This is a genomic window from Williamsia sp. z34 (assembly GCF_059553395.1).
The window spans coordinates 157,981-183,224 of sequence record NZ_JCANWW010000004.1; the positions used below are offsets into that span (position 1 = coordinate 157,981).

Genomic DNA, 25,244 nt, shown 5'->3' on the forward strand with positions numbered 1-25,244 from the left:
GCATCATTCCGACGTCCCGGACAACCACCGGAGAAGCAGTTCGAGCCGTGCGTCGTCGAGACCGGGCTGCGGGTTGACCGCTGCGCTGACGGATTCACCGTCGAACACATGGACCACCGTCAGAGCGATGAGCTCGACCTGCCCCTCGGGAAGGTACTGCACCGCAGGCAACGTCCGCGCAAACGCGGCAATCTGATTGTGATACTCAGAGGTCAAGGGAGCCAAGCGTTCCCGCAACGCGGCATCGGTGCGAGCCGCCACCAGCAGCTCATACCAGGCTCCGTTGATCGGGGACCGGCAGGCCGCACGCAGCAGCAGCAGACAGTCGGACAGCGTCCCGGTGTCGAGCAACGACAGTGACTGCGAGAATGCCTCGAACTGCTTCTGCCGTACGTCGTCCGCGGCCGCGATCACCAGATCGAGCCGAGTGGGGAAATGCCGGAACAAACCACCCTGCGAGACTCCGCTGCGCGCACAGATCTCACTGATGGTGCTGCGCTGATATCCGAGTTCGCACAGCGAATCCACGCAGGCCTGTACCAGCCGGGCCTTCGTGGCGTTTCGGCGTTGCTCCTGGGTACGCCGTGGTGGTGGGATGATCTCGTGCTCAGCGTCTGCGGCAGAACTCACGAAGCAACCTTGGCCACTGTCGGCTTCTTCTCGGCGGTGGCACCGGCCCGCAAGAACTGGCCACTGCGGGTGGTGGTACCGAACCCTGGCGCGAATTGTCCACGGCCATACAGGTATTCACCGGACACCACCACTGCGCTCACCGCCTCGTCATTTCTGTTGACCATCCGCTTGATCCCCCCGAACTCCGCCATCGCTTCTTCGGCATATTCTTTGGTCTCATCATTCAACCCGTGCGGATTGACGACCACAAGATCGGCACGATCACCCACCCGTAAGAATCCGGCATCGAGGTTGTAGAACTCGCCGAGTTCGCCGGTGAGCTTGTGGACGGCGGCCTCAACCGTGAGGAACGGGGTACGGGCACCGCCCTGGGCTTCTTTCACCCTTTGCAGCAACCTGATCCCGTAGTTGTAGAACGCCATGTTGCGCAGATGCGCGCCGGCATCGGAGAAGCCGACGGTCACGCCGTTCTGGTTGATCAGCCAGTCCGCGATGTCCGGACGGTCGTTGGTGATCACCGTGCGCCACCGGAACGCTGTGCCGTGTTCGACGACCAGGTCGAGGAACAGGTCCGTGCTGTGGACACCCCGTTCGCGCGCCACCTGCTCCACGGTCTTACCGACCACCGAGCTGTCCGGGCATTCGGTGATCTCCGCGTCGTCGAAGTCCCGGTGCCAGATCCGCGAGCTGAACTTCTTCTCGAAGTCGGAGCGGAACCAACGCCGGTATTCGGGGTCCTTCAGGAGATCGTTGCGCCCCATCTCCTCCCGGAGGTGCAGAGCCGCCCGCCCCGAGGCGAACTCTTCGAACACCACCAGGTCGATACCGTCGCTGTACACCTGGAACGGGATCGGCAGATGTTGCCACCGCAACGCCCCGCGGCCCCAGGAATTGGCAACGGTGGCGATCGGTCCGAAGATGCGCCGCACCCAGCGGTCGGACTTCGCATCAGCGGCGGCCAGCACTGACGTCTTGAGCGGCTTGCGACCCAATCCGGTACTCGACGCCAGGAAAAAGAGGATGTCGTACTTGGTGTTGAGGTTCGGGATGGTCTGCAGTACCCGATCGCGCCGGCGCAGCACCTTGTTGATCTTGCGGCGCTCACCCCAGCGCGCGTAGACCGACGGCAGGGACCGCGACCGATAGCGGTCGCCGTCGAGCTTGTCCCAGGGGTTGGTCATCGCCGAAACCCCGAGAAAGCCCGCGTCCAGCGCATCTTCGACGGCGTCGAGCATCCGTGCCATCTCGCCCCGGCTCGGCCGGTGCGCACGGTCCGTGGATCGCCCCAGTCCCATGACGTCGGCGCGGATGTCGGAATGCCCGAGGAAGGCCGCAATGTTGGGGCCGAGCGGCAGTCGCTCGATCGCCTCGATGTACGACGCCGGATCGGTCCACGTCTTACCGCCTTCGAGCGCCGCGATGACGTGGTCCCGCGGGAGAGCCTCGACCCGGCTGAACAGATCGGCCGAATCCACCGGGCCGGCGTACACCGTCGACAGCGAGCAGTTGCCGATGAACGCGGTGGTGACGCCGTGGCGCACCGACTCCCCCAATCCCGGGGCAACGAGCACCTCGGCGTCATAGTGGGTGTGCACGTCGATGAATCCCGGCATCACCCACTGGCCGCCCGCCTCGATCACGCGCGTCTGCGGCCCGGCCGGCAGCGGCCGCGCCGATACCGCCACCACACGGCCATCGCGGATCCCCAGATGACGAACCAGGCCCGGCGCTCCTGTTCCGTCGAACCAGGTCCCACCGCGTACCACCATGTCGTACGACCTCTCGCCGCCGTCATCGACACCTCGGGTATCGTCCAGCTGAACACTCATCTGTGACCTCCATCACGGGCAGTGTGGCCAACCTAACATAGCGAGCAGTCGCTCGCTATGTTTTTTCGTTTCTGCTCACAGCAGATCCCGCCACCGCGGGGCGAGCGTGCCAACTATCGTCGAACCCATGGGCCCACATCTCACGCGCGTTGCCGACACCGAACCCGTGTCGATGGAACTGCTGTGGCGTGAGGCGCTCGGCGCGGTCCTGCGGCGAGCACGTACCGAACAGCAACGCATCCTCACCGACATCGCTGCCGAGGCAGGCGTCTCACCGCAGTACCTGTCCGAGATCGAGCGCGGCCGCAAAGAAGCGTCCTCCGAGATCTTGGCCGCCGTCAGCGGCGCCCTCGGACTCTCGCTCCTCCAGGTCACCCGCGGCGTCGCCGATGTGCTCGAAGGCCTCGCACGGCGACGGTCTGCCGTGACCGCCGTTGGTGGGATCCAGCGCAAGACGGCAACTACGCATGGGTCCGGCGGTCACGTGAGCCTCCGAATGGCCTCCTGACCACCATCCAAAGCGCCCACGCGACTGGGGCATTCACACTATGAAGTTCTCAAAGAGCTTGCAGTACACGGGTTCAGCCGTGTTGCGGAAGGCAAAACTGCGGGTTGATCAAGCTGCGGTGAGCTCGGTGGTCAGGGTGCGGCGGGCGTTGGATCTGATCGGGGTCCTGCTGGCGTCGTCCGGGGCGATGACCATCGCGGTTGACGAACACCTCCCAGCCACGGTGATGGATGTAGCGGTGGTGTCGACGACACAGCAGGACCATGTTGATCATGCTGGTGCCACCGCCATGGCTCCAGAAGTCGATGTGATGGGCATCCGTCCGCCCGGGAGGGCAGTCACAACCAGGGAACGCGCAGCCCCGGTCGCGGGCGATCAACGCTTTGCGGATGGCCGGCGTCACGGTCCGTTGATCGCGGCCGACATCGAGGGGCACCGAATTGTTGTCGAGCAAGATCTTCGTGATCACCGAATCACAGGCCACCAGCTGCGCCGTTGATGCTGATGCGGGTCCGGTCCACTCGAAGGCCGGCGCCAACGCGGGAGCCTTGGCGCCCGGGATGCCGCGTAGTTGCAGCGCCTGCAGGTGTTCCGGTGTCACCGTGACCACCACATGCGGTTTGGCCCCGCCACGCGTCGGCCGGTTTTCTTGATCGAGGTACGAATCGAGAAGTTGCTCCAGAGCATCGGCACGGATCTGGGCATTCGATCGACGGTCCGGTGACCCATCGGGTTCGGGTACCGGCCTCGACAACGGATCCAGGGCGACCCGCAATTTCTCGCCCAGCAGGTTGTCCAAGCCCAGAATGCCGTGGCTGCGTCCGTCGTCACCGTTGCCGAGGGTGAACTCGTTGAGGTCGTGGTTCTCGGCATCGGGGATCTGTTTGTCCGGCGGCGACAGCACGATCGCCATCTGCCGCGCCCGCGCCGACACCGCCGCCGGGCTGGCCATCAACGCTTCGGTGAGCAAGCCGCGCACACAATCGTCTCGATCAGCATCAGGCAAGTCCGGGCTCCGCCGGTCAATATGGTTGAGGCCCTTGATGATCGAGTCCACATGCTCACCCGACAGCGCTCCGTCGACACCGTAGGCCGCCACTGATGGAATGTCACCGAGGGCCTTGCTCACCCGTACGTAGCGATGGGCTGCCACCGGCGCCATCCCCTCCTTTTGGAGCAGTCTGGCGGTGGACCGCTCACCTGACTTCTGCGCCAACCCACGCCGATCGACTTCACCGACCAGGCGGAAAAGTATATGTTCCACAACATGGTTGAGTCGAATAACCGTCACCGTGCGAGCTGAAATCTCAGCATCGTCACCGGCGACCACAGCCGCATCCCCGGCCAGATCTGACAACCTGGCGAACATTCCCCCGAAGTCCATGACTCGAGACTACGCCCAGAAGGCCCATCGCACAAGTGTTCGAGAGAACTTAATTGTTGTGCCCCAATATGTTTCACGAGACACACAAGCAGGACCGCCTATCTTACAGCGGCGGTACGACAAGTCTCCGACCACGACATCGCAACCGCGTGCGGGATCACAGGATCTGGTCGGCCAGACCGTACGCAACAGCTTGGTCGGCGCGCAGGATGAGATCCCGGTCGGTGTCTCGCCGCAAGGTCTCGAGGTCTTTACCGGTATGCCGAGACAACAACTCCTCCAGTTCACCCCGCACGCGCAACACCTCATCGGCGTGAATGATCAAATCGGGAATCGATCCCTTCCCCTCGATGGCCGGCTGATGCAACACCACTCGTCCATGGCGCAGAATCCCCCGCTGTCCAGCTGTACCACCGGCCAGCAGAACGGCCGCCGCACCGACTGCCTGACCGACGCACGTGGTCGCGACATCACAACTGATGAACCGCATGGTGTCGTAGACGGCGAGCATCGCCGACGGCGAGCCGCCCGGCGAGTTGATGTACAGGTTGATGGGTTGTCCCGCACTGTCTGACGCCAGGTGCAGCATCTGCGCGATCAGGACGTTGGCAACACCATCGTCGATCTCGGTTCCGAGGTAGACGATCCGTTCGGAGAGCAACCGGCTGTAGACGTCCAGTGAGCGTTCCCCACCTGCGGTCTTCTCGATCACATAGGGCACGGTATAGCTGCTCATCGCTTGCCACCCAACGCAACCGGCCGCGCGAATGCCGGATAGATGTCCTCTACCCCGTCCACCACCCGGTCGACGAAACCGTAGTCGACGGCCTGCGAGGCGGTGTACCACCGGTCGCGGAGAGAGTCGCTCACGATACGTTCGAGCGGCATTCCGGTGTTGGCGGAGATGATCGAAAGCACGGTATCGCGCGTATGTCGCAGGTCGTCGGCCTGCAACTCGACATCGACCGCCGTACCGCCGATACCCGACGATCCCTGATGCATCAGGATCCGCGAGTGGGTGAGCGCATATCTCTTGCCCGGCGTTCCGGCCGACAGCAGGAACTGGCCCGCGCTGGCGGCGATCCCGAGGGCCAGTGTGCTCACGTCATTCGGGATCGCCCGCATGACGTCCATGATCGCGAGCATCGCCGGCACCGAACCGCCCGGCGAATTGATCCAGAAACTGATGTCCTTGTGCGAGTCCTCGGCAGAGAGCAAGAGCAGCTGACTACAGAGCCGATTGCCCAGCATCTGATCGAGCTGATCGCCGAGTACCACCACGCGTTGATGAAAGAGTCTGGTCACCAGATCGTCGTCGATGGTGCTGTTGCCGTTGTGGGTATTGTCCATGTCGCTCAGCGTGCCGAACCGCACCGGTCCGCGAAAGGCATTGCTGCCCTGAGCAGTTCTGCCGACGGCAGCGCCGGAACTTCGGCACGCTCGACGGTCCGTTCGGCACGCTCGACGGTCGGTTCGGCACGCTCGACGGTCAGCGGCGGCGCAGGGTCACCGGCAGTCCGTCCTTCGGGATCGGCAGCGAGCTGTAATCCATCGGGATCACGTAGTCGGCGGGCACCGACCATTCGAAGTCACGCAGCAGGTTATGCATGATTGTCTTGATCTCCATCTGGCCGAAGTACAGGCCGATGCACTTGTGTACGCCGCCGCCGAACGGGCTCCACGCCATCCGGTGCACCTTGTCCTCGGCTCGCTCCTTGGTGAACCGTTCCGGATCGAAGGTCCACGGATCCTTCCAGTACTCCGCGTCCACGTGGTTCGCCTGACTGGGCACCGCGACCATCGTGCCCTTCGGGACGAAGTAACCCTGAATCTCGGTGTCCACCACCGCCGTACGCGGGTGAGCAGGTACCGGCGGGCACAGTCGCAGCGATTCCTTCATCACGAGGTCGAGGTCGGTCAGCGCGGCGAGATCGTCGTACGACAAGTCCGGCGTCAGTTCGAGCGACTGCGAACGGGTCCGCTCCTGCCACTGCGGCGCCTTCGCCATCTGATAGCACATCTGGGTCATCGTGATGGTCGACGTGTCATGCGCCGCCATCAGGACGAAGATCATGTGGTTCACCACGTCGTCGTCGGTGAATCGGTGTCCCTCTTCGCTCTCGGCAAAGCACAGCTGGGAGAACAGGTCTGGTGTCTCGACGGCTCGCTTGGCGGGGATGTGCTGGTAGAAGAACTCTTCGAGAATCTTGCGGGATCGCACCCCACGCCACCACCGGGTTCCCGGGACCGGCTTACGGATCACGGCGGTGCCGGCCTGAACCGTTTCCAGAAATGCCTTGTTGATGCGATCGGCTTCGGCCTTCGAGAGCTCCATGCCGAGGAACACCTCGAGAGCCACATCGAGAGTGAGCGCCTTGAACTCCTTGAACAGCAGCACATCTCCGGTCGGAAGCTCTTCCATCCGCTGCCGGATCATCGGCTGCATGGCATCCATGTAGCCCTTGAGCACCTTTGTGTTGAACGCTTGCTGCAGGATCAGGCGATGATGGCGGTGCTCATCGAAATCGAGGAGCATCACCCCCCGGTTGAAGAACGGGCCGATCAGATACGACCATGCCGGCCCATTGGCGAAGGCCTTCTTCTTGTTCATCAGCAACTCGTCGGCGGCCGCCGGCCCCGAGGCCACGACGATCTTCTGGCCGAATGCGTTGATCCCGGACACCCTGCCGAACTTCGCATGTCGCTCGTCCGCGTGCTTGAAGGGGTCCCGCCGCATCGCGAGCACCTCGAGGGCCCCGTTGCGCTTCGAGAACGGGATCTCCGTGAGGCCGGAACCGACGGGTATCTCCGAGAACTTGGTGGGCATGGGCCGAGCACCTCCATTGAAACGGATTTTCATAATCGTATCTTTGGAAGAAGGTACTTGTAAACCGCGTAAACAGACAGTTTCCCGCCCAGGACAAACAAAAGCGCCCGACCCCCTGAAGGGATCGGGCGCTTTCGCGTTCTGGCTGGGTACTACTGCTTACTTGTTGATCTTGGTGACGCGACCGGCACCAACGGTGCGGCCACCTTCACGGATCGCGAAGCGCAGGCCCTCGTCCATGGCGACCGGCTGGATCAGCTTGACGGACATCTCGGTGTTGTCACCGGGCATGACCATCTCGGTGCCCTCGGGCAGGGTCACAACGCCCGTCACGTCAGTCGTACGGAAGTAGAACTGCGGACGGTAGTTGTTGAAGAACGGGGTGTGCCGTCCACCCTCGTCCTTCGACAGGATGTAGGCCTGGCCCTCGAACTCGGTGTGCGGGGTGGTGGTACCCGGCTTGATGATGACCTGGCCGCGCTCGACGTCCTCACGCTTGAGGCCACGCAGCAGCAGTCCGGCGTTGTCGCCGGCCTGTGCCGAGTCGAGCAGCTTGTGGAACATCTCGATACCGGTGACGGTGGTCTTGGTGGTCTTCTCGCGGATGCCGACGATGTCGACTTCCTCGTTCACCTTGACCTCGCCACGCTCCACGCGACCGGTGACAACGGTGCCACGACCGGTGATCGTGAACACGTCCTCCACAGGCATGAGGAACGGCTTCTCGGTTTCGCGAACCGGCTCCGGGATGCTCTCGTCGACAGCGTCCATGAGCTCTTCGACCGTCTTGACCCACTCGGGATCGCCCTCGAGCGCCTTGAGTGCCGAGACCTTGACGACAGGAGCATCCTCATCGAATTCCTGTGCAGCGAGGAGCTCACGCACCTCCATCTCGACCAGCTCGATGATCTCATCATCGTCAACCATGTCGGCCTTGTTCAGCGCGACGAGGATGTAAGGAACACCCACCTGACGGGCGAGCAGCACGTGCTCGCGAGTCTGCGGCATCGGGCCGTCAGTGGCGGCAACCACGAGGATTGCACCGTCCATCTGAGCAGCACCGGTGATCATGTTCTTGATGTAGTCAGCGTGACCAGGGGCATCAACGTGCGCGTAGTGGCGCTTCTCGGTCTGGTACTCCACATGCGAGATGTTGATCGTGATACCACGAGCCTTCTCTTCGGGAGCCTTGTCGATCTGATCGAACGCGAAGCTCTCGTTGAGGGTCGGGTACTTGTCGTGCAGCACCTTCGTGATGGCCGCCGTCAACGTGGTCTTACCGTGGTCGACGTGACCGATGGTGCCGATGTTCACGTGCGGCTTGGTCCGCTCGAACTTCGCCTTCGCCACTTGATTGTCCTCCTGGACTTCTCGAGCGACCGGGACAATCCCGGTCACTGTGTGTTTAGTTCTTGGTCGGGGAAGGGTTTTTCGAAACCCTTCCCCGCACAAGCGATCTCTTAATTTGTTGTGCGCCGGTGGCGCTATCGCCGAGGCGACGGGTGATTATTCGCCCGTTGCCTTGGCAATGATCTCCTTCGACACGTTCGCCGGAACTTCAGCGTACGAGTCGAACACCATGGAGTAGTTTGCCCGGCCCTGGGTCCGCGACCGGAGGTCGCCGATGTAGCCGAACATCTCCGACAGCGGAACCAGTGCCTTGACGACACGGGCGCCACTGCGCTCTTCCATGGCCTGGATTTGACCACGGCGTGAGTTGAGGTCGCCGATCACGTCGCCCATGTAATCCTCTGGCGTGGTGACCTCGACGGCCATCAACGGTTCCAGGATTACCGGGCCCGCCATCCGGGCTGCTTCTTTCATTGCAGCCGAACCGGCGATCTTGAACGCCATCTCCGACGAGTCGACGTCATGGTAGGCGCCGTCAAGCAGAGTGAACTTCAGGTTGACCAGCGGATAGCCGGCGAGCACGCCGTACTGCATCGCGTCCTGCGCACCGGCATCCACGGATGGGATGTACTCGCGAGGAACGCGACCACCGGTCACCGCATTGACGAACTCGTAGGTGGCGCCGTCTTCGGCGTCGACCAACGGCTCGAGCTTGACGATGACCTTGGCGAACTGGCCGCTACCACCCGTTTGCTTCTTGTGGGTGTAGTCGTGCTTCTCGACCGTCTTGCGAATGGTCTCGCGGTAGGCAACCTGCGGCTTGCCGACGTTGGCCTCGACCTTGAACTCACGCTTCATGCGATCGACAAGGATGTCGAGGTGGAGCTCGCCCATGCCGCCGATGACGGTCTGGCCGGTCTCCTCGTCGAGCTTGACCGAGAAGGTCGGATCCTCTTCGGCCAGTTTCTGGATGGCGACACCCAGCTTTTCCTGGTCCGACTTGGTCTTCGGCTCGATCGAGACGTTGATGACCGGATCCGGGAAGCTCATCGATTCCAGGACGATCGGTGCGCTCGGGTCACACAGGGTGTCACCGGTGGTGGTGTCCTTGAGGCCGATCATCGCGTAGATGTGGCCCGCCGTGGCATCCTCAACCGGCATTTCCTTGTTGGCGTGCATCTGGAACAGCTTGCCGATGCGCTCTTTTTTGCCCTTGGTGGCATTGAGCACGCCGGTGCCGGCCGTGATGTGGCCCGAGTAGACCCGTACGAACGTCAGCTTGCCGAAGAACGGGTGCGAAGCGATCTTGAACGCCAGCGCCGCGAACGGCTCTTCGGACGACGGCTTGCGCGAGAGGATCTCTTCTTCGTTTCCGAGCGCGTGACCCTCGACAGAGGGAACGTCGAGCGGGTTCGGCAGGTAGTCGATGACCGCGTCGAGCATGGGCTGAACGCCCTTGTTCTTGAACGCAGAGCCACACAGCACCGGGTAGAGCACCCGGTTGACGGTCAGCTTGCGAATCGCAGCCTTGATCTCCGGGATGGTGACCTCTTCGCCGCCGAAGTACTTCTCCAGAAGCACCTCGTCGGTTTCGACGATGGTCTCCATCATCTTCTCGCGGTATTCCTTCGCCTTCTCGACCAGATCCGCGGGGATCTCCTCGATGGTCGGCTCGGCACCGGTCGGGACGACGCCCCGCCAGGTGATGGCCTTCATCTCGATGAGGTCGACAACGCCGTCGAAGTCGTCTTCGGCGCCGATGGGCAGCTGGAGAACCAGCGGCTTGGCACCGAGACGCTCTTCGATGGTGCGAACCGTGAAGTAGAAGTCGGCGCCCAGCTTGTCCATCTTGTTGACAAAGCAGATACGCGGGACTTCGTACTTCTCGGCCTGCCGCCAGACCTGCTCGGACTGCGGCTCCACACCCTCTTTACCGTCGAAAACAGCAACCGCGCCATCGAGCACGCGCAGGCTTCGCTCCACCTCGACGGTGAAGTCGACGTGCCCGGGGGTGTCGATGATGTTGATCTGGTTCTTGTTCCAGAAACAGGTCACCGCAGCGGAGGTGATGGTGATACCCCGCTCCTTCTCCTGCTCCATCCAGTCGGTCGTCGAGGCGCCGTCGTGGGTCTCGCCGATCTTGTAGTTGACGCCGGTGTAGAAGAGGATTCGCTCGGTGGTTGTGGTCTTGCCGGCATCGATGTGAGCCATGATGCCGATGTTGCGAACCTTGGAGAGGTCGCTGAGCACTTCCTGTGCCACTTAATTCCTCACTCTGAATTGAAAGTTGTTGCAGCTGTTGCTGTGTGTCACCAGCGGTAGTGCGCGAACGCCCGGTTGGCCTCGGCCATCTTGTGGGTGTCCTCGCGACGCTTGACTGCAGCGCCCAGACCGTTGCTCGCGTCGAGCAGCTCGTTGGCGAGACGCTCGACCATGGTCTTCTCGCGACGCTGCCGGCTGAATGTGACCAACCAACGCAGGGCGAGGGTGTTCGCACGACCGGGCTTGACCTCGATGGGCACCTGGTAGGTGGCGCCACCGACGCGACGGCTCTTGACCTCGAGGGCGGGGCGGACGTTGTCCAGCGCACGCTTGAGGGTCACGACGGGATCGGTGCCGGTCTTCTCGCGAGCCTGCTCGAGAGCCTGGTACACGATGCGCTCGGCGGTCGACTTCTTGCCGTCCAGCAGGATCTTGTTGACCAGCTGGGTGACCAGCGGGCTGCCGTAGACGGGGTCATTGATGAGGGGGCGCTTGGGCGCGGGTCCTTTACGTGGCATCAGCCCTTCTCCTTCTTCGCGCCGTACTTGCTGCGGCCTTGCTTACGGGCCTTGACACCCTGGGTGTCGAGCGAGCCACGAATGACCTTGTAGCGCACACCCGGGAGGTCCTTCACACGACCACCGCGAACGAGCACCATCGAGTGCTCCTGCAGGTTGTGGCCTTCACCGGGGATGTATGCGGTCACCTCAACCGAACTGGTGAGGCGGACACGGGCGACCTTACGAAGCGCCGAGTTCGGCTTCTTCGGAGTCGTGGTGTAGACGCGAGTGCACACGCCGCGTCGCTGCGGGCTGCCCTTCAGCGCTGCCGTTTTCTGCTTGGCAGGCTTGTCGTGACGGCCCTTGCGGACCAGCTGGTTGATAGTTGGCACTGAGAGTTCTTCCTTTTGTCGGCGTTCTTCTAACATTTACTGCGGTTTCTGCTCCGGGCAAGCTTCCGATGAAACATCGGAACCTCCGCAGTACGCCCCACCAGGACCCAAAAGCCCTGGTCAGGTGAGCCCTCCCCTACCCCATAGTCGGGCGTGTCGAAATTGCCCGGCGTGATAGGTGAAGGCACGCAGATGAGACCCGGCCATTTGGATTAATGCGGAGGCCGAGCACCAGCGGTCAACTCTACCGACTTGGTTACCCCAGGTCAAAATCGTCCGCCACCTGCGCAGACCAGAGCAATTCTGCAGGTCGCCGCCGGTCAGGTGGCGACACCGACGGCCGACCGCACAGCGCGGGATCCAGCGTGGTCAACCACCCTTTGCGGCGATCTGTTCCGCAGCTTTCGGCGCGTTCTCGGCCGGCGAACACCCGAGCTGCCACATTTGCCCGACCGAGCCTGAACAAAGGGTTTACGGTCATCTTGGCAGGCGATGCCGCCGGCCGAGAATTGAACAACTGTCGGAACTCGGGTTGGGATGCGGAGATGACAGAGATACCCGGTTCCGACAGTTCCGGCAGTTCCGGCCAGGCGGCGGCGGGCGGCAAGCGGCTGCTACCTCTCCTGTTGTCCATGGCGATGTTCGTCCTGGTGGTCGACACCTCCCTGATGAACGTCTCGATCTCGTCGGTCGTCCGCGATCTGGACACGACGGTCAGCGGTGTCCAATCGGCGATCGCCCTCGAGGCACTCGTCTCGGCGGCCTTCATCCTGATCGGCAGCAAGGTCGGAGACCTCATCGGGCGCAAACGGGCCTACGTGCTCGGTTTGCTCGGATATGCGGTGGGAGCCGCGGCGATGGCGGTGGCCCAGAACCTGATGACCATCGTGATCTTCTGGGCGATCCTCGGTGGCATCGGCGCGTCGCTGCTCCTGCCCGCGATGCAGTCACTGATCCACGGCAACTTCGAAGGCGACGCACAGAAGAAGGTCTATGCCCTCGTCGGCGCGGCCGCTGCGATCGCCGCTGCGGTCGGTCCCCTCCTCGGTGGCTTCATCACGACCTACTTGTCCTGGCGTCTGGCGTTTGTCCTCGAAGTCGTGATCATCATCGTCGTCCTGTCGGGCATCAAGCTCGTCGCCGATGTGCCGTACACCGGCCCCCGGGGCGTCGACCTGGTCGGCGCGGCCCTCTCGGTTCTGGGCATGGGCGGCATCGTGCTGGGAATCCTCGTCTGGCAAGAAGGCGGCGAGGCCGTCGGCGCGCTCCTGGCGACCGGGGCGGTGGCCCTGGGCAGCCTGATGTACTGGCTCGTCCGACGTAAGCGGCGCGGCGAACCGACCCTGCTCGATCCGGAACTGTTCAAGTCCAAGCTGTTCCGGCTCGGCATCACCGGACAGATGCTCCAGCAGATCGCGCTCGGCGGCACCATGATCGCGCTGCCCATCTACCTGCAGATGGTGCTCGAATACAACGCGATGCAGGCCGGCCTGTCGCTGGCACCGCTGTCGCTGAGCATGTTCGCGGTGGCACTGATCGCCGGCCGGACGTTGACGCACCGGCGCCCGAGCATCATCGTCTGCTGGGGGTTCGGTCTGCTCACGGCGGGGATCGCGGTCCTGGTCCCGATCGTGCCCCGCGCCGAGTTCGGGTGGGCGTTGATCATTCCGCTCATCGTCGCCGGTTCGGGCCTGGGTTTGCTCGTCTCGCAACTCAACAACTACACACTCGGTCCCATCTCGGATGAACGGGTCAGCGAGGCCGCAGGCACCAATTCGGCCGCCGGATCCTTCGGTCTGTCGTTCGGGCTGGCGTTCGCCGGCGCGATCATGTTGGCCACGTTGTCGTTCACGTTCACCTCGATGTCGGAGTCGAGCTCGGTGCTCCCCGACGCCGAGCAGGCACAGGTGGCGCAGGTACTCGAGGACGACGCCGAGGTGATGAGCAACACCGCACTCGACGACCTGCTCGTGGACCAGCCTCCGGCGATCAAGGACGAGGTCATCCGTATCAACACCGACGCGCGGCCCATCGCACTTCAGATAGCCCTGCTCATCCCGATCGTGGCCGGGTTGCTCGGGCTCCTCAACGCGTTGCGGATGATCCGGCTACCCGATCCCCCGCCACCGACCTCCGACGCCGCTTTGGGCTGAGCGGTCAGGACTCGGAACCACTGAGGCGGTTGCCGCGGTCGTGGAATGCGGCCACAGCCGCCTCGATGGTCGGATGGAAGTGTCCCGCGCCGAACCTGTCCCCGACACCGAACCGGATGAGCCGGTCTTTGATGGGTCCCTTCATCTCCGCGAAGGCCAGATGGATGCCCTTGCCTTCGAGATACGTATCGAGGTCGACCAGTTCGTCGACGGCGGTGGTGTCCAGACCGGTGAGCGCCTCGGCGGCGACGACGACCCATTCCACCGGGGTCTTCGATTCCGCCACCACCGACCGCACGAAGTTGTCGAAGATGTCACCGTTCGCGAAGAACAGCGGAGCGTCGAAGCGCACCAACACCAGCCCCGGGATGCGCTCCCCTTCGGGATGACGTTCGATGTCGTGGAAGCCGGGTTCATCCGGCGTGCGGACGAGTTCGGTGCGGTAGGGCTGCCACGACCGGGCGACCACTGCGATGAACGACAGTGCGATTGCCACCAGGACACCCTGTAGGACACCGACCAGTGCGACGCCGAGGAAGGCCGCCGCGGCGAGACCGAACTCGGTCCGGCTCATCTGCCACATCCGGATCATGCCGCCGACGTCGACCAGTGCCATCGCGGCCACGATCACCACCGCACCCAACGTTGCGTCGGGAAGGTATTCGGTGACACCGGGAGCGACCAGGACGAACACCAGGACCGCGAGCGCACCGACCACGCCGGCCAGCTGGGTCTTGGCACCACTCTGCTCGGCCACCGGGGTACGGGATCCGCTCGCGGAGATGGGAAACCCGCTGAACATTCCACCCGCGATGTTGGCGACGCCGATGGCCTTCATCTCGGTGCTGCCATTGACGTCCTCGCCGTGGCGGGCCGCGAAGGTGCGTGAGAGGACACCGGTGTCGGCGAACGCGATCAGCGCGATGCCGGCGGCGGGTCCGATGAGTTCTGCCACGTCCCCCCAGTCGACGCCACCGAACGACGGCAGCGGCATCCCTTCCGGCAGTGCCCCGACCATCCCGATGTCGTCTGTCAGACCCAGTGCCGCCGAGACGACCATCGCAGCGATGACCGCGACGAGTACGCCGGGAACACGTGGGATCCAGATGCGGAACGCGATGATGATGGCCAGCGACGCGAGACCGATTGCGGCGGCGCGGACATCGATGTCGCCGTTCGCGATGGCCTTGACGGTCTCCCGGACCTCACCGATCAAACTGTCCGCGTCGACGGAGAACCCGAGCAGCTTGGGCAACTGGCCGACCACCACGATCAGGGCGATCGCATTGAGGTAACCGAGTCGGATGGGCTTGGACAACAGGTCGGTGACGAAGCCCAGACGCAGGAATCCGCCGAGGAGCAGGATGAGTCCGACCAGGACCCCCAGGACACCGGCCAGTGCGAGCGCGTCCTCCGGGTCGTCGGTCACCGCCAACGGCAGGACGGCCGCCGCGATCAGCGGTGCCAGCGACGAATCGGGGCCGAGGACAAGGATTTTCGATGGTCCCACCACCGCATAGGCCAGCAACGGGACAATGGTGGCGTACAGGCCCGCGTAGGCCGGCAACCCGGCCGCCTCGGCATATCCCATCCCCGCCGGGATGAGCAGTGCCGTCAGAACCAGGCCGGCGGTGATGTCCGGCCGTAGCCATTCCTTGCGGTAGGACCGCGCTGTCGCAACTCCCGGCAACTTCGCCAAGCCATCTGTCACAACATTTCCCACGGGTTTCTCCCCAACGTCCGACTTCTTCAGACCCGGCCAGGTGGGTCCCTCGGACCATTGTCAGCCCGAACCCCCCTCTCGGCGAAGAAACCCCCGATCGGATCCGTCAGTCCCCGTCCTTCTCCTCCACCGCGTGACGGTGGTGTCCGATCGCCGCGACCACAACCGTGACGACCGCCGACGCCAGCACCCCGGCACTGACGTCGATGAACAGCAGGGCCGCCCCCACCAGCGCACCGACGCCGATCGCCAGGACCGCAAGCAGTCGCCGCACCCACAGTTGCTCACGCGCGGCACCCAACCGGGAATCACCGGCCAACCCGGTGATCGTCGAGGTGACCACCACGGTGGTCACATCGGCGACGGCCACGTGTCGGGCCACCGCCGCCTGAAGCCCCATCGGGGTGGCGAGCAGGATCGTCGCCAGTGGCTTCGTCAGTCCGTGGTCGATCGGCACGACCAGCAACATGATGCCGGTGGCGCAGAGCACCGCCGCCACCGCGAACAGTGCGCCGGTGACCCGCGGGGTCCACTTGGCCTTTTCGTGGCGGACGAACCGGCCACCGATGGCGGCGCCGGCCATGAACCCGACCAGGGCGAGGATGGGCCCGAGCACCGGCAACCCGTCGGCCTGTCCGATGCCCATACCCATGATCACGACGTTGCCGGTCATGTTCGCGGTGAACACCTGATCGAGCGCGAGGTAGCCGACAGCATCGGAGATACCCGTCGAAAAGGTCAGCGCGAGCATGCAGAACGTCCGGACGTCCGCGGCGTCGATGCCCCTCAGACGCCCTGCCCCGAAACTCAGTGCCATGGTGCGAAGTCCGCCTTTCTGATCCGACAGTGGACTCCCTTGACATCGTCGACGACCTGACTGACAACGAAATCGGTTGCCGCACTGAGGTAGAGATACGCCACCGACGGTGGAACCTGCGCCACCTCGTGGAGGATCCGAATCGCCTCTCGCACGGCCTTTTTCATTGCCAGATTCAAATCCCGGTCGAGTCCTATACCGATCCAGTATTCGGCGGTCGACCCGCACGGGCCGTCGACGAAGCCGACGTCGGCAGACGCTTCCTGCCGACTCAGGACGGTCAGTCGTACTGTCGCACGCAGCGACGCCTCGAGTGCCGTCAGTGCAACCTCCCCGTTGCCTTGCGCAAAGTGAGGATCGCCCATGTAGTAACCGGCACCGTCCACCTGGACCGGGAGGTATAGCGCACTTCCCACCCCAAGGTCTTTGACATCGAGGTTGCCACCGTGTCGCCCCGGCGGCACGGTGCTGAGCGCATCTCGGGTATCGGCGGTGACGCCGGACAGTCCGATGAAGGGATTCAGCCCGAATCGGATCTCGCGACCTTCGCCGAGGTCGATGATGCCGGTGCCGGTTTCGATGTCAGCGCGACAGAACTGGCTCTGTATCGCCTGCGCTTCTCCGTTCTCGCCTGCCGTGGGGTACTCCCCCGGCAGCGCACCGAGGCCGTGCCTGGTCGAGATGACGCCGTACGGGACCCTCGGCTGCAGCCTCAGGTATTCGACTTTCAAGATGTCACCGCGCCTGGCGCCTTCGACATGAATCGGGCCCGTCACCACGTGCGGACCGTCGACCCGAAAGGTGTGCGGTGTCGACGATTTGGCCAGATCGATCATGTCGACGAGCACATCGTCGTCGGCGACCCCATGTGAGCTGAAGTAGGCAAGCGGATCTCGCCCCTGGTCCTCCATCAGTCCCTCGTGCGACAGCGTGTCGATGGTCACCGATTCACCCGATTCGATTTTCATCGCCGGGGCGGCGTCGACCGTCGGCAATCGACCCCAGTAGAGGTTCGACGTCTCGGCCGACAGGTACCGGCCCTCGATCCCACCGGGTTCACCCGGTTGCAGAATCACCATCTGGTCAGATCTCGTTTCACCTGCGTCTTCGGCAGGAGGTCAGCCACCGTATGTCTCCAGCTGTTTCAACCTGGTGTGTTCGGCGGGTGTTGTATGCGGATACTCGGACACTGACCATCTGCGATGCAGGTCGGAATGCAATGGACCGCCCTCCCTCAGATCCGGGTTGGTCGCGCCTTGATCAGGCCGGCGGCGGGCCCTCGTACACGCCGGCAGGTGCAGCCGGGAGTTCTTCGAGCGTCGGCCACTTGTACTCGTCAGAAACGAACTGATTGTCGAAGAGCTTGTCGGCTTTGAAGTCGGCGGGCAGCGCACCCATCGAGATCATCTGGTCGACAACGGTCTGCCAACGGTCGTCGCCCATCTCACCCATCGTCGTGCCGGCGGCGTCGCCGATCACGAACTTGCGCTGGCCATCCCAGGTGAACCAGTTGACATCCTCGGCGAGTTGATCGTTCTCCTCGAGCATCTGCGCGTTCGCGGTCGTGGCGGCTTCGGTGTCTCCGATATACGCCTGCCATCCCTTGCTCAGGGCCGCCAGGGCCCGGGTCAGCTCTTCACCGTGCTCCGCGGCATAGCTGTCGGCGACCACGAGAATCTGCCCGTAGGGGTTGAAGCCGGCCGTCGAATAGCCCAGGTAGTCGAGGTCGAAACCCTGTTGACGGGCCTCGTAGACGGTATTGGTCGGATAGCCCTGCGTGATGCCGTCGGGGACCGCCAGAAACGCCGCATTGGAACCGTTGAAGTTCTGGGTGGTGAAGTCGATGCCCAGGTCCTGCTGCACCCACTGCCAACCCAGGCTGATCGGAGCGACCGTCCAGCTCTTGCCGGCCAGATCTTCCCAGTCCTTCCAGCCGTTTTCCTTCTTGAAAAGGATGCCGGTGGGTGCGATGTCGAACTCGTTGTAGACGGCGGTGACCGGCACACCCTGCGCGCGGGCCTGCAGATAGCTCTCGGTCGTGGTGACGGCGATGTCGGCGCGACCGGACGCCAGCAAGGGAATGCCTGAGACGTTCGGGCCACCGGCCACCAGTTCGACATTGTCGAAGCCCGCTTCGGCGAGGTATCCCTCGGTCACCGCGGTTGTCCAGCCACCGTTCTGCGCATTGGTGAACCAGCTCAACTGAACAGTCAGTGAATCCTCTCCCCCCTCGGAGTCCCCGCCCGAACAGGCGGTGACCACCAACAGAGAAGCAACTACTGCCGTCAGACCCATCAGACGACGTCGTGAACGGACAACCCAGCGCATGGCGGCTCCAATAAAGAGATTTCAGGGAAAGCTGACGAATTGTCAGCTCGAGAATCGGGACCACGTGAACTTGGTCCGACCAAGTAGACCGTAGAGGCGACGCGAATCCGTCGTCAATTCCAGGCGGTACTTGTTCACACCTACGAAACAGAGAACTCTGTTGGAAACATTTGACGTCCACTGGGCGGGATCGCTCGTACCCAAATAGCAGTTCCAACAGCATATTCCGCCGGGAACCAGTCCCGTAATGTCCAGATTGTTTCCATTGTTAACAACCCGTTGCAGGTTGCCTCCACGCCTGGCGATGCGGCCGCGAATCTGACTAAGGTCAGACCAATCAATCCGATTGGTCAGGCCAATTCCGCAATTCCGAGCACCAGGGAGGCATGATTTGTTACCCAAGACCGGGCCCGGGAATGCGGGCGGACGGACGGTACCCATCGACGCACTGTCCATGGCCCACAACACCTCCGCCGGGCGTGAGAGCGTCAGCGCCGAGATTGCCTCACATCTCGAAAAGCTCATTGCCACTGGAGAACTCGCCGCCGGAGACCGCCTTCCCTCCGAACGGGAGCTCGCCATTCACATGGGAGTATCACGAGCCTCACTCCGAGAGGCGATGCATGAATTGCAGTCGAAACACCTGGTGGAACGCCGACCCGGACGTGGTACCACCGTGATGCCGATGCCGCAGCGGGTCCAGACCCTGTACGCCGAGCTCTCCGACGCCGAACATCAACTCCGTGACGTCGCGGAACTACGGGAGACCATCGAGCCGAGGTTGGCCGAACTCGCGGCCCTTCGCGCGACGCCGGCCAATCTTCTTGCACTCGAAGAGGTTCTGCGCCGATCGATGACCGACTTGACACCGGATGAATCGCTGCGCTGCGATCTCGAGTTCCACATGCTTCTTGCCGCAGCATCGCAGAACCCACTGATGTCGGCCATCAACACCCTGGCCGGATCGTGGACGTGCACCACTCGCATCCTCTCGCACTCCACGCGTCATGCGCGGGAGGTCTCGTACCTCGGCCACCGGTCGATCCTGGCGGCCGTCACGGCCGGGAGCGCCGACGGAGCACGAGTAGCGATGCGCCGGCACCTCGGTGAGGTCGCATCCATGACCCAGGAGACATTCGACGACATGACAGGTGGTGAGAAGTGACGGTTCACGCCCCGGCACACCCGACGACGGAACTCGGACATCGCCGCGACAGTGCAACATTCACCATCTCCGCCCCCGATGGAATTCCTGCCGGGCTGATCGCCGCCTTCAGCGAATACGAGGTGGCGCTGCGGCGCAACGACGTTGCGACCTTGGACAGGTTGTTCGCACCGGGCCCGGCCACGGTGCGCGCGGACGCGCCCACCGTCCTCGTCGGATACGACGCCATAGCGGCCTTTCGTGCCACTCGGTCGGGTGTACCAACCCGACGCGTGATCGCGATCGAGCTACGCGCCATCACGCCGGACAGTGCGGTCATCATGGCCACCACCACATCCGTCGACGGAGGCGCCCGCGGAGTACAGACACAACTGTGGCAGCGCAGTGGGACTCCTGGCTCCGCGTGGCACATCACACTGGCCCATGTGACGGCACCAAAGGTGCTCGACACCGATGATGTGGCAACGAACTCCACCGATCCGAGTATCTGGCGCACAGTCGGCACTCCGCTCATCCGGTCAACCGCAGCCGGTGTCCTGTCGGGAACAACCCTGGCGGTCAAAGACCTGTTCGCCGTCCGCGGCCACAGCATCGGCGCGGGCAATCCCACCTGGGCCGCGGCCGCTGCCGAAGAGTCGGTCACGGCGCCGGCACTCTCGGCACTGATGTCCGCCGGAGCGGACATCACCGGCATTGCACAGACCGACGAGTTCGCCTACAGCCTGGCCGGCACCAACGCACACTTCGGCACTCCCCCCAATCCCGCTGTGCCGGAGGGGATCAGCGGCGGGTCCACCAACGGCCCGGCAGCGGCGGTCGCGTTGGGCCAGGTATCGGCGGGTCTCGGTACCGACACCGCGGGCTCCATCCGGGTGCCTGCCTCGTACCAGGGACTCATCGGGATCCGCACCACCCACCGCGCGATCTCCACCGAAGGCGTGCTCGGGTTGGCCCCGAGTTTCGACACTGTCGGGTGGCTCACCCGCGACGTCGAGGAGTCGATCAAGGTCGCGTCGGTCCTGCTCCCGTTTGCCGCGGGAACCCGACCGACCCGCATGATCCGGATCCCGAACCTCGAATCACAGGCCGAACCTGCCGTGCAACAGAGTTTCTGGGCCGAGATCACCACGCAGTCCGGCCAGGGTCGGATTCCACGAGTTCACACCGCCGACCTCGCCGCCGGCCAGGTCGAGTCCTGGTTCACGGCGTTTCGCACCGTGCAGGCCTACGAAGCGTGGCAGAGCCACGGGACCTGGCTGTCCGCCAACCCGGGGACGGTCGGCGACGACGTGATGGCTCGCTTCACCGTGGCCTCGCAGATCCGTCCGGAGCAAGCGGCCGAATCGAACGCTGTACTCACCCAGGCACGGACAGTTCTTCATGACCTGCTCTCCGACACCGTGCTCTTGCTTCCGACCGCTGCATCTGGTGCCCCCGACCGTACGGCCGGACAGGCACAGATCGAGGCCCATCGCGCCGCAACTCTCCGGATGACGTGCTTCGCGTCCCTGGCCGGACTGCCCGCGGTCACCATTCCGCGTCTGCAAGACAAGCGATCTCGACCGGTCGGATTGTGTCTTGTCGGTGCACCCCGAACCGATCTCACCCTGCTCGCCATCGCCGGCGAGATGATGCAGAAAGTGACACAACGATGATCCGGGATTCCGGGAGCCGGAACAGGTGGAACCGCACCGGCGACGTCATAGACCTCATCCGTCCGACCGCCGCGGTGCACACCGTCGATTTCGAAGCCGCCCCTTCCCCGGTGAGACTTGACACGGCCCGAACGGCTCTCCTGGTCATCGACATGCAGAACGACTTCTGCACCGAGGGCGGCTGGCTGCATTCGATCGGCGTGGACGTCTCGGTACTCGGTGGGGCAATCGAGAAGCTCGGCGATCTCATCCCGGCTGCGCGAGCGGCGGGCATTCCCGTCATCTGGGTGAACTGGGGCAACCGTCCCGATGGCGCCAATCTGCCGCCGAACGTGGTGCACGTCTACGACCCGGAACTCGACGGTTCCGGCATCGGTGCGACCATGCCGAACGGGTCCCGGGTACTGACCAAAGATGCCTGGGGCGCAGCGGTGGTCGACAGACTGCAGGCCTCGCCAACTGATATCGCCGTGGACAAATACCGGATGAGCGGCTTCTGGGACACCTCACTCGACTCGATCCTGCGGAATCTGCGCGTCGACACCCTGCTGTTCTCCGGCGTGAACTCCGACCAATGCGTGTATTCGACGCTGATCGATGCTGCCTGCCTCGGGTATGACGTCATCCTCGTCGAGGATGCCTCCGCCACCACCTCGCCCGACTATTGCCATGAGGCCACCGTCTACAACACCCGTCAGTGCTTCGGATTCACCACCGACGCGGAAGCCGTGATCAACGCACTCAAAGGAATCGAGCAATGACCCCCGCACCCATCCACCGGAGTCTGGGCGACGTGGTACCCACGTTGATCTCTCCACAGGACACCGTCAAGCTGGCAATGCTCGCCGGTCCCCATGACGCCAGTTCGGCCAGTGTGTTCTACGAGGTCTGGGAGCCCGGCGGCAGCCAGCCGGTCAACTCTCACCCCGACTCGGTGGAGATCTTTGTGATCCTGTCCGGTACCGGTATCGCGATCAGCGATGAACACACCGTCGACCTGGCAGCCGGGGACACGTTGGTGCTGCCCCCGGGATCTCATCACCGAATCATCAACAGCTCTGACTCACAACGCCTTTACGCAGTGACCATCATGGTCTCCGACAGCGGCGCCCTCGACGACGGTGGCTTCGCCGACCTCGTGTCCGCAGGCACCCCTACCACCTGGGACTCCACCGATCTGAAAGCCTTGGGTACCCCCTCATGAATCATCGCCTCGACCACCTGAGTACCGAAGATGTTGCCGCCCTGGACAAGAAGAGCACCGTCATCGTGCAACCGATCGGCGCCATGGAGCAGCACGGACCGCATCTTCCGGTGGTGACCGACGCGCTGGTCGCCGAGCGGGTGGCCGCTGCCGCGGCCGCCGCGGTGTCGCCCGAGACCTCCGTGTGGACCCTGCCAACTCTCACCTACGGCAAATCGACGGAGCACCTGGGCTGGGCCGGCACGGTCAGCCTGAGCTCCAAGACCCTTCTGGATGTCTGCCTGGACGTGGGCCGCAGCGTCGCCGCTTCCGGTTTCACCCGGCTGGTCTTCGTCAACGGCCACGGCGGGAATCCGTCCCTGCTGGACGTCGCGGCGCGCGATATCCGCAGCGAAACGGATCTGCTGGTCTTTCCCGTCACCACCGGACGCCTCGGCCATCCGGAGGCCATCGACATCCCCGACCACGAATACTCCATCCACGGTGGACATGTCGAGACCTCGGTGATGCTGGCGCTGGCGCCTGAACTCGTCAAGATGGACCGTGCGGTGATCGGCGGCAAGGGATTGCCCGACATGTTCCCCGCTTCCGGCGAGCTCACCCTCGAGGGCGCCCTGCCGACCGCCTGGCTGTCAGCCGATCTCACCAAGAACGGCGTGATCGGAGATCCTCTGAGCGCCAATGCATCGGTGGGCGCGCAGATCGTCGAACATTGGACCTCTCGCCTCTCGGCGGTGTTCAGGGAGATCTCCCAGTTCGAATTCACCGCCAGCTGATTCCCCTTTCGACGCCGGCCGCGCCTGCGGCGATGAGCGACGCTTCTTTTGGACCAAGGAGAACCATGACCCAGTCGACCACCACATCATCGGTGAAGCCGGGCACGACCGGCGCACTGGTCGAATTCAACTCTGTCACCAAGACTTACGCCAACGGGTTCAATGCGCTCGCGCCGGTCGACCTGACCATCAAACGCGGACAGATAGTCACCATCGTCGGTCCATCGGGTTGCGGAAAAACCACCCTGCTGCGCATGGCCGGAGGATTGTCGACCCCGACAACCGGCACCCTGGCGCTGAACACGGACCAGAGCTCATATGTCTTCCAGGACCCGACGCTGCTTGCCTGGCGGTCCGTTTTGGCCAACACCGAACTGGTGTCGAAGATCCGTAAAGTGCCCCGCAACGTCGCTCGGGAGCGCGCCGTCGCGGCGCTGAAACTGGTCGGCCTGGAGTCGGTCCAGAAGTCATTGCCTCGGGAGCTGTCCGGCGGGATGAAGATGCGGGTGTCCCTGGCACGGGCGCTGGCGTCGGAACCCGAACTCATGCTGATGGACGAACCCTTTGCCGCGCTCGACGAATTCACCCGCGATCGAATGGCCGACGAACTGATCCGGCTGTGGTCCGAGCGCGGATTCGGCGTCCTGTTCATCACCCACTCCATCCGGGAGGCCGTCCGGATCTCCCACACCATCCTCCTGATGGCGTCGGGACCCGGACGCATCGTCGAGCAGGTCGAATCACCGAGCCCACCGACCGCCGACATCGACGCGCCACGCGATGAAGAAGCACTCGACAAGCTCACCACTTACATCGGCGCAAGATTGGCGACAGCATGAGCATCACCGAGAGCCGCATGCCGGTCACCGGATCAACGGACGAGCCGGTCCCCGCGGGGACAACGAAAAAGAACAAATCCGTCCTTCACCGCGCAGGTCGGGCCGTGGCACCACCCGCACTCGTGCTGGTCATCCTCATCGCTTTGTGGCAGGCCTGTCTGATCATCTTCGACATCCCCTCCTACCTGGTCCCGAGCCCGGGTGACCTGATCGACGAGATCGGCCCCGCATTGCCCACACTGGTGGAACCCACGCTGGTCACGATGCGGGAAGCGTACGGCGGCTTCCTGCTGGCCGCGGTTGTCGGCTTCGCGGCTGCCGTCGTGATGTCGCGATGGTCATTCGCCGAGCGCGGGCTCTATCCGTATCTCGTTTTGCTACAGACCATTCCGATCATCGCCATCGCCCCGATCATGGTGGTCTGGATGGGTGCCGGCATCACCACCAACACTCTGATCGCCGCCATCATCGCGGTGTTCCCGGTCGCCGCCAACACCCTGACCGGACTCAAATCGACCGACCGCAATCTGGTCCAGCTGTTCGAGATGGCCGGGGCATCCAAGCCATACGAGATGGTGATCCTGCGGGTTCCTTCTGCACTGCCGTACATGTTGACCGGACTCCGCATCGCGGCGGGAACCTCGGTGATCGGCGCGATCGTGGGCGAGTTCGTCGCCGGAATCGGCGGTGGCCAGGGCGGTCTGGGTTATGTGATCACCTCGACCGCGCAGCAACTGATGACCCCGCGCCTGTTCCTCGCAGTGATCGCGGCGAGCCTGGTGTCGTTGTTGCTCTTCGGACTGGTCCGCCTCGTCGAGTTCCTCACGCTGCGCCGCTGGCACGAATCGGCCATGAACCACGACGAGTGATCGTCGCGAACACCACTGCTCGAATTCCGG

General features: G+C 63.6%; 23 protein-coding genes. 9 read left to right on the plus strand and 14 right to left on the minus strand.

The window, feature by feature from the left end; translation table 11 throughout:
* Nucleotides 1-3: 3 nt before the first annotated feature.
* Together AC51GT_RS11955 and AC51GT_RS11960 are read right to left on the minus strand one after the other, a co-directional pair.
* On the minus strand, nucleotides 4-630 hold the full coding sequence (locus AC51GT_RS11955) for a TetR/AcrR family transcriptional regulator (protein WP_496323248.1): 627 nt from the start codon (nucleotides 628-630) through the stop codon (nucleotides 4-6).
* The gene (locus AC51GT_RS11960; RefSeq protein WP_496328879.1) at nucleotides 627-2,462 is read right to left on the minus strand and encodes an N-acyl-D-amino-acid deacylase family protein; all 1,836 of its coding nucleotides are present in this window, start codon (nucleotides 2,460-2,462) and stop codon (nucleotides 627-629) included. Before AC51GT_RS11960 ends, AC51GT_RS11955 begins: the two co-directional genes overlap by 4 nt.
* 127 nt (nucleotides 2,463-2,589) lie before the next feature.
* On the opposite strand from AC51GT_RS11960, the gene AC51GT_RS11965 reads away from it, so the two are divergent.
* A complete protein-coding gene (locus AC51GT_RS11965) occupies nucleotides 2,590-2,970 on the plus strand; it encodes a helix-turn-helix domain-containing protein (RefSeq protein ID WP_496323246.1) in 381 nt (126 codons plus the stop codon).
* A 73-nt stretch (nucleotides 2,971-3,043) separates the two neighbouring features.
* On the opposite strand, the gene AC51GT_RS11970 is transcribed toward AC51GT_RS11965, so the two are convergent.
* The 8 genes from AC51GT_RS11970 to rpsL form a co-directional block, all read right to left on the minus strand.
* A complete protein-coding gene (locus tag AC51GT_RS11970) occupies nucleotides 3,044-4,354 on the minus strand; it encodes an HNH endonuclease signature motif containing protein (RefSeq protein WP_496328880.1) in 1,311 nt (436 codons plus the stop codon).
* 157 nt (nucleotides 4,355-4,511) lie between these two features.
* A complete protein-coding gene (locus tag AC51GT_RS11975) occupies nucleotides 4,512-5,090 on the minus strand; it encodes a ClpP family protease (RefSeq protein WP_496323244.1) in 579 nt (192 codons plus the stop codon).
* On the minus strand, nucleotides 5,087-5,704 hold the full coding sequence (locus AC51GT_RS11980; RefSeq protein WP_496328881.1) for a ClpP family protease: 618 nt from the start codon (nucleotides 5,702-5,704) through the stop codon (nucleotides 5,087-5,089). Before AC51GT_RS11980 ends, AC51GT_RS11975 begins: the two co-directional genes overlap by 4 nt.
* A gap of 139 nt (nucleotides 5,705-5,843) precedes the next feature.
* On the minus strand, nucleotides 5,844-7,181 hold the full coding sequence (locus tag AC51GT_RS11985) for a cytochrome P450 (RefSeq protein ID WP_496328882.1): 1,338 nt from the start codon (nucleotides 7,179-7,181) through the stop codon (nucleotides 5,844-5,846).
* Between the two features lie 159 nt (nucleotides 7,182-7,340).
* Nucleotides 7,341-8,531: an elongation factor Tu gene (tuf, locus tag AC51GT_RS11990; protein WP_496323241.1), complete on the minus strand. Its 1,191-nt coding sequence runs from the start codon at nucleotides 8,529-8,531 to the stop codon at nucleotides 7,341-7,343.
* Between the two features lie 156 nt (nucleotides 8,532-8,687).
* A complete protein-coding gene (gene fusA, locus AC51GT_RS11995; RefSeq protein ID WP_496323240.1) occupies nucleotides 8,688-10,793 on the minus strand; it encodes an elongation factor G in 2,106 nt (701 codons plus the stop codon).
* A gap of 47 nt (nucleotides 10,794-10,840) precedes the next feature.
* The gene (gene rpsG / locus AC51GT_RS12000) at nucleotides 10,841-11,311 is read right to left on the minus strand and encodes a 30S ribosomal protein S7 (protein WP_020109663.1); all 471 of its coding nucleotides are present in this window, start codon (nucleotides 11,309-11,311) and stop codon (nucleotides 10,841-10,843) included.
* Nucleotides 11,311-11,685: a 30S ribosomal protein S12 gene (rpsL, locus tag AC51GT_RS12005; protein WP_023956148.1), complete on the minus strand. Its 375-nt coding sequence runs from the start codon at nucleotides 11,683-11,685 to the stop codon at nucleotides 11,311-11,313. Before rpsL ends, rpsG begins: the two co-directional genes overlap by 1 nt.
* 545 nt (nucleotides 11,686-12,230) lie before the next feature.
* On the opposite strand from rpsL, the gene AC51GT_RS12010 reads away from it, so the two are divergent.
* The gene (locus AC51GT_RS12010) at nucleotides 12,231-13,838 is read left to right on the plus strand and encodes an MFS transporter (protein WP_496328883.1); all 1,608 of its coding nucleotides are present in this window, start codon (nucleotides 12,231-12,233) and stop codon (nucleotides 13,836-13,838) included.
* 4 nt (nucleotides 13,839-13,842) lie between these two features.
* Here AC51GT_RS12010 and AC51GT_RS12015 read toward each other — a convergent pair whose 3' ends face one another.
* From AC51GT_RS12015 to AC51GT_RS12030, 4 genes are all read right to left on the minus strand, one after another.
* Nucleotides 13,843-15,561 (minus strand): SulP family inorganic anion transporter, encoded by a 1,719-nt coding sequence (locus tag AC51GT_RS12015; protein WP_496328884.1) that lies wholly within the window; start codon nucleotides 15,559-15,561, stop codon nucleotides 13,843-13,845.
* Nucleotides 15,562-15,667: 106 nt separating this feature from the next.
* On the minus strand, nucleotides 15,668-16,378 hold the full coding sequence (locus AC51GT_RS12020; protein ID WP_496328885.1) for a YoaK family protein: 711 nt from the start codon (nucleotides 16,376-16,378) through the stop codon (nucleotides 15,668-15,670).
* Complete coding sequence (locus tag AC51GT_RS12025; protein ID WP_496328886.1) at nucleotides 16,369-17,457, minus strand: acetamidase/formamidase family protein; 1,089 nt, start codon at nucleotides 17,455-17,457, stop codon at nucleotides 16,369-16,371. The genes AC51GT_RS12020 and AC51GT_RS12025 overlap by 10 nt, the downstream gene beginning before the upstream one ends.
* A gap of 181 nt (nucleotides 17,458-17,638) precedes the next feature.
* Entirely contained in the window at nucleotides 17,639-18,706 is a 1,068-nt protein-coding gene (locus AC51GT_RS12030) for an ABC transporter substrate-binding protein (RefSeq protein ID WP_496328887.1), read from the minus strand.
* 391 nt (nucleotides 18,707-19,097) lie between these two features.
* On the opposite strand from AC51GT_RS12030, the gene AC51GT_RS12035 reads away from it, so the two are divergent.
* From AC51GT_RS12035 to AC51GT_RS12065, 7 genes are all read left to right on the plus strand, one after another.
* The gene (locus tag AC51GT_RS12035; protein WP_496328888.1) at nucleotides 19,098-19,871 is read left to right on the plus strand and encodes a FadR/GntR family transcriptional regulator; all 774 of its coding nucleotides are present in this window, start codon (nucleotides 19,098-19,100) and stop codon (nucleotides 19,869-19,871) included.
* On the plus strand, nucleotides 19,868-21,526 hold the full coding sequence (locus AC51GT_RS12040; protein ID WP_496328889.1) for an AtzH-like domain-containing protein: 1,659 nt from the start codon (nucleotides 19,868-19,870) through the stop codon (nucleotides 21,524-21,526). Before AC51GT_RS12035 ends, AC51GT_RS12040 begins: the two co-directional genes overlap by 4 nt.
* Nucleotides 21,523-22,287, plus strand: coding sequence for a cysteine hydrolase family protein (locus AC51GT_RS12045; protein ID WP_496328890.1), 765 nt, complete (start codon nucleotides 21,523-21,525; stop codon nucleotides 22,285-22,287). Before AC51GT_RS12040 ends, AC51GT_RS12045 begins: the two co-directional genes overlap by 4 nt.
* On the plus strand, nucleotides 22,284-22,730 hold the full coding sequence (locus tag AC51GT_RS12050) for a cupin domain-containing protein (RefSeq protein ID WP_496328891.1): 447 nt from the start codon (nucleotides 22,284-22,286) through the stop codon (nucleotides 22,728-22,730). The genes AC51GT_RS12045 and AC51GT_RS12050 overlap by 4 nt, the downstream gene beginning before the upstream one ends.
* A complete protein-coding gene (locus AC51GT_RS12055) occupies nucleotides 22,727-23,506 on the plus strand; it encodes a creatininase family protein (RefSeq protein WP_496328892.1) in 780 nt (259 codons plus the stop codon). Before AC51GT_RS12050 ends, AC51GT_RS12055 begins: the two co-directional genes overlap by 4 nt.
* A 65-nt stretch (nucleotides 23,507-23,571) precedes the next feature.
* Nucleotides 23,572-24,345, plus strand: a complete 774-nt coding sequence (locus AC51GT_RS12060; RefSeq protein WP_496328893.1) for an ABC transporter ATP-binding protein — start codon at nucleotides 23,572-23,574, stop codon at nucleotides 24,343-24,345.
* Nucleotides 24,342-25,214, plus strand: coding sequence for an ABC transporter permease (locus AC51GT_RS12065; RefSeq protein ID WP_496328894.1), 873 nt, complete (start codon nucleotides 24,342-24,344; stop codon nucleotides 25,212-25,214). Before AC51GT_RS12060 ends, AC51GT_RS12065 begins: the two co-directional genes overlap by 4 nt.
* Nucleotides 25,215-25,244 lie beyond the last annotated feature (30 nt).

What these genes read in the sequence shown, in the direction of transcription:
- AC51GT_RS12010 (WP_496328883.1), top strand. Translation starts at nt 12,231, where the DNA reads ATGACAGAGATACCCGGTTCCGACAGTTCCGGCAGTTCCGGCCAGGCG.
- AC51GT_RS12060 (WP_496328893.1), top strand. Translation starts at nt 23,572, where the DNA reads ATGACCCAGTCGACCACCACATCATCGGTGAAGCCGGGCACGACCGGC.
- AC51GT_RS12025 (WP_496328886.1), bottom strand. Translation starts at nt 17,457, where the DNA reads ATGGTGATTCTGCAACCGGGTGAACCCGGTGGGATCGAGGGCCGGTAC.
- AC51GT_RS12050 (WP_496328891.1), top strand. Translation starts at nt 22,284, where the DNA reads ATGACCCCCGCACCCATCCACCGGAGTCTGGGCGACGTGGTACCCACG.
- AC51GT_RS12045 (WP_496328890.1), top strand. Translation starts at nt 21,523, where the DNA reads ATGATCCGGGATTCCGGGAGCCGGAACAGGTGGAACCGCACCGGCGAC.
- AC51GT_RS12030 (WP_496328887.1), bottom strand. Translation starts at nt 18,706, where the DNA reads ATGCGCTGGGTTGTCCGTTCACGACGTCGTCTGATGGGTCTGACGGCA.
- AC51GT_RS12020 (WP_496328885.1), bottom strand. Translation starts at nt 16,378, where the DNA reads ATGGCACTGAGTTTCGGGGCAGGGCGTCTGAGGGGCATCGACGCCGCG.
- AC51GT_RS11980 (WP_496328881.1), bottom strand. Translation starts at nt 5,704, where the DNA reads ATGGACAATACCCACAACGGCAACAGCACCATCGACGACGATCTGGTG.
- rpsG (WP_020109663.1), bottom strand. Translation starts at nt 11,311, where the DNA reads ATGCCACGTAAAGGACCCGCGCCCAAGCGCCCCCTCATCAATGACCCC.
- AC51GT_RS12065 (WP_496328894.1), top strand. Translation starts at nt 24,342, where the DNA reads ATGAGCATCACCGAGAGCCGCATGCCGGTCACCGGATCAACGGACGAG.
- AC51GT_RS11960 (WP_496328879.1), bottom strand. Translation starts at nt 2,462, where the DNA reads ATGAGTGTTCAGCTGGACGATACCCGAGGTGTCGATGACGGCGGCGAG.
- AC51GT_RS12055 (WP_496328892.1), top strand. Translation starts at nt 22,727, where the DNA reads ATGAATCATCGCCTCGACCACCTGAGTACCGAAGATGTTGCCGCCCTG.
- AC51GT_RS11985 (WP_496328882.1), bottom strand. Translation starts at nt 7,181, where the DNA reads ATGCCCACCAAGTTCTCGGAGATACCCGTCGGTTCCGGCCTCACGGAG.
- AC51GT_RS11975 (WP_496323244.1), bottom strand. Translation starts at nt 5,090, where the DNA reads ATGAGCAGCTATACCGTGCCCTATGTGATCGAGAAGACCGCAGGTGGG.
- AC51GT_RS11965 (WP_496323246.1), top strand. Translation starts at nt 2,590, where the DNA reads ATGGGCCCACATCTCACGCGCGTTGCCGACACCGAACCCGTGTCGATG.
- AC51GT_RS11970 (WP_496328880.1), bottom strand. Translation starts at nt 4,354, where the DNA reads ATGGACTTCGGGGGAATGTTCGCCAGGTTGTCAGATCTGGCCGGGGAT.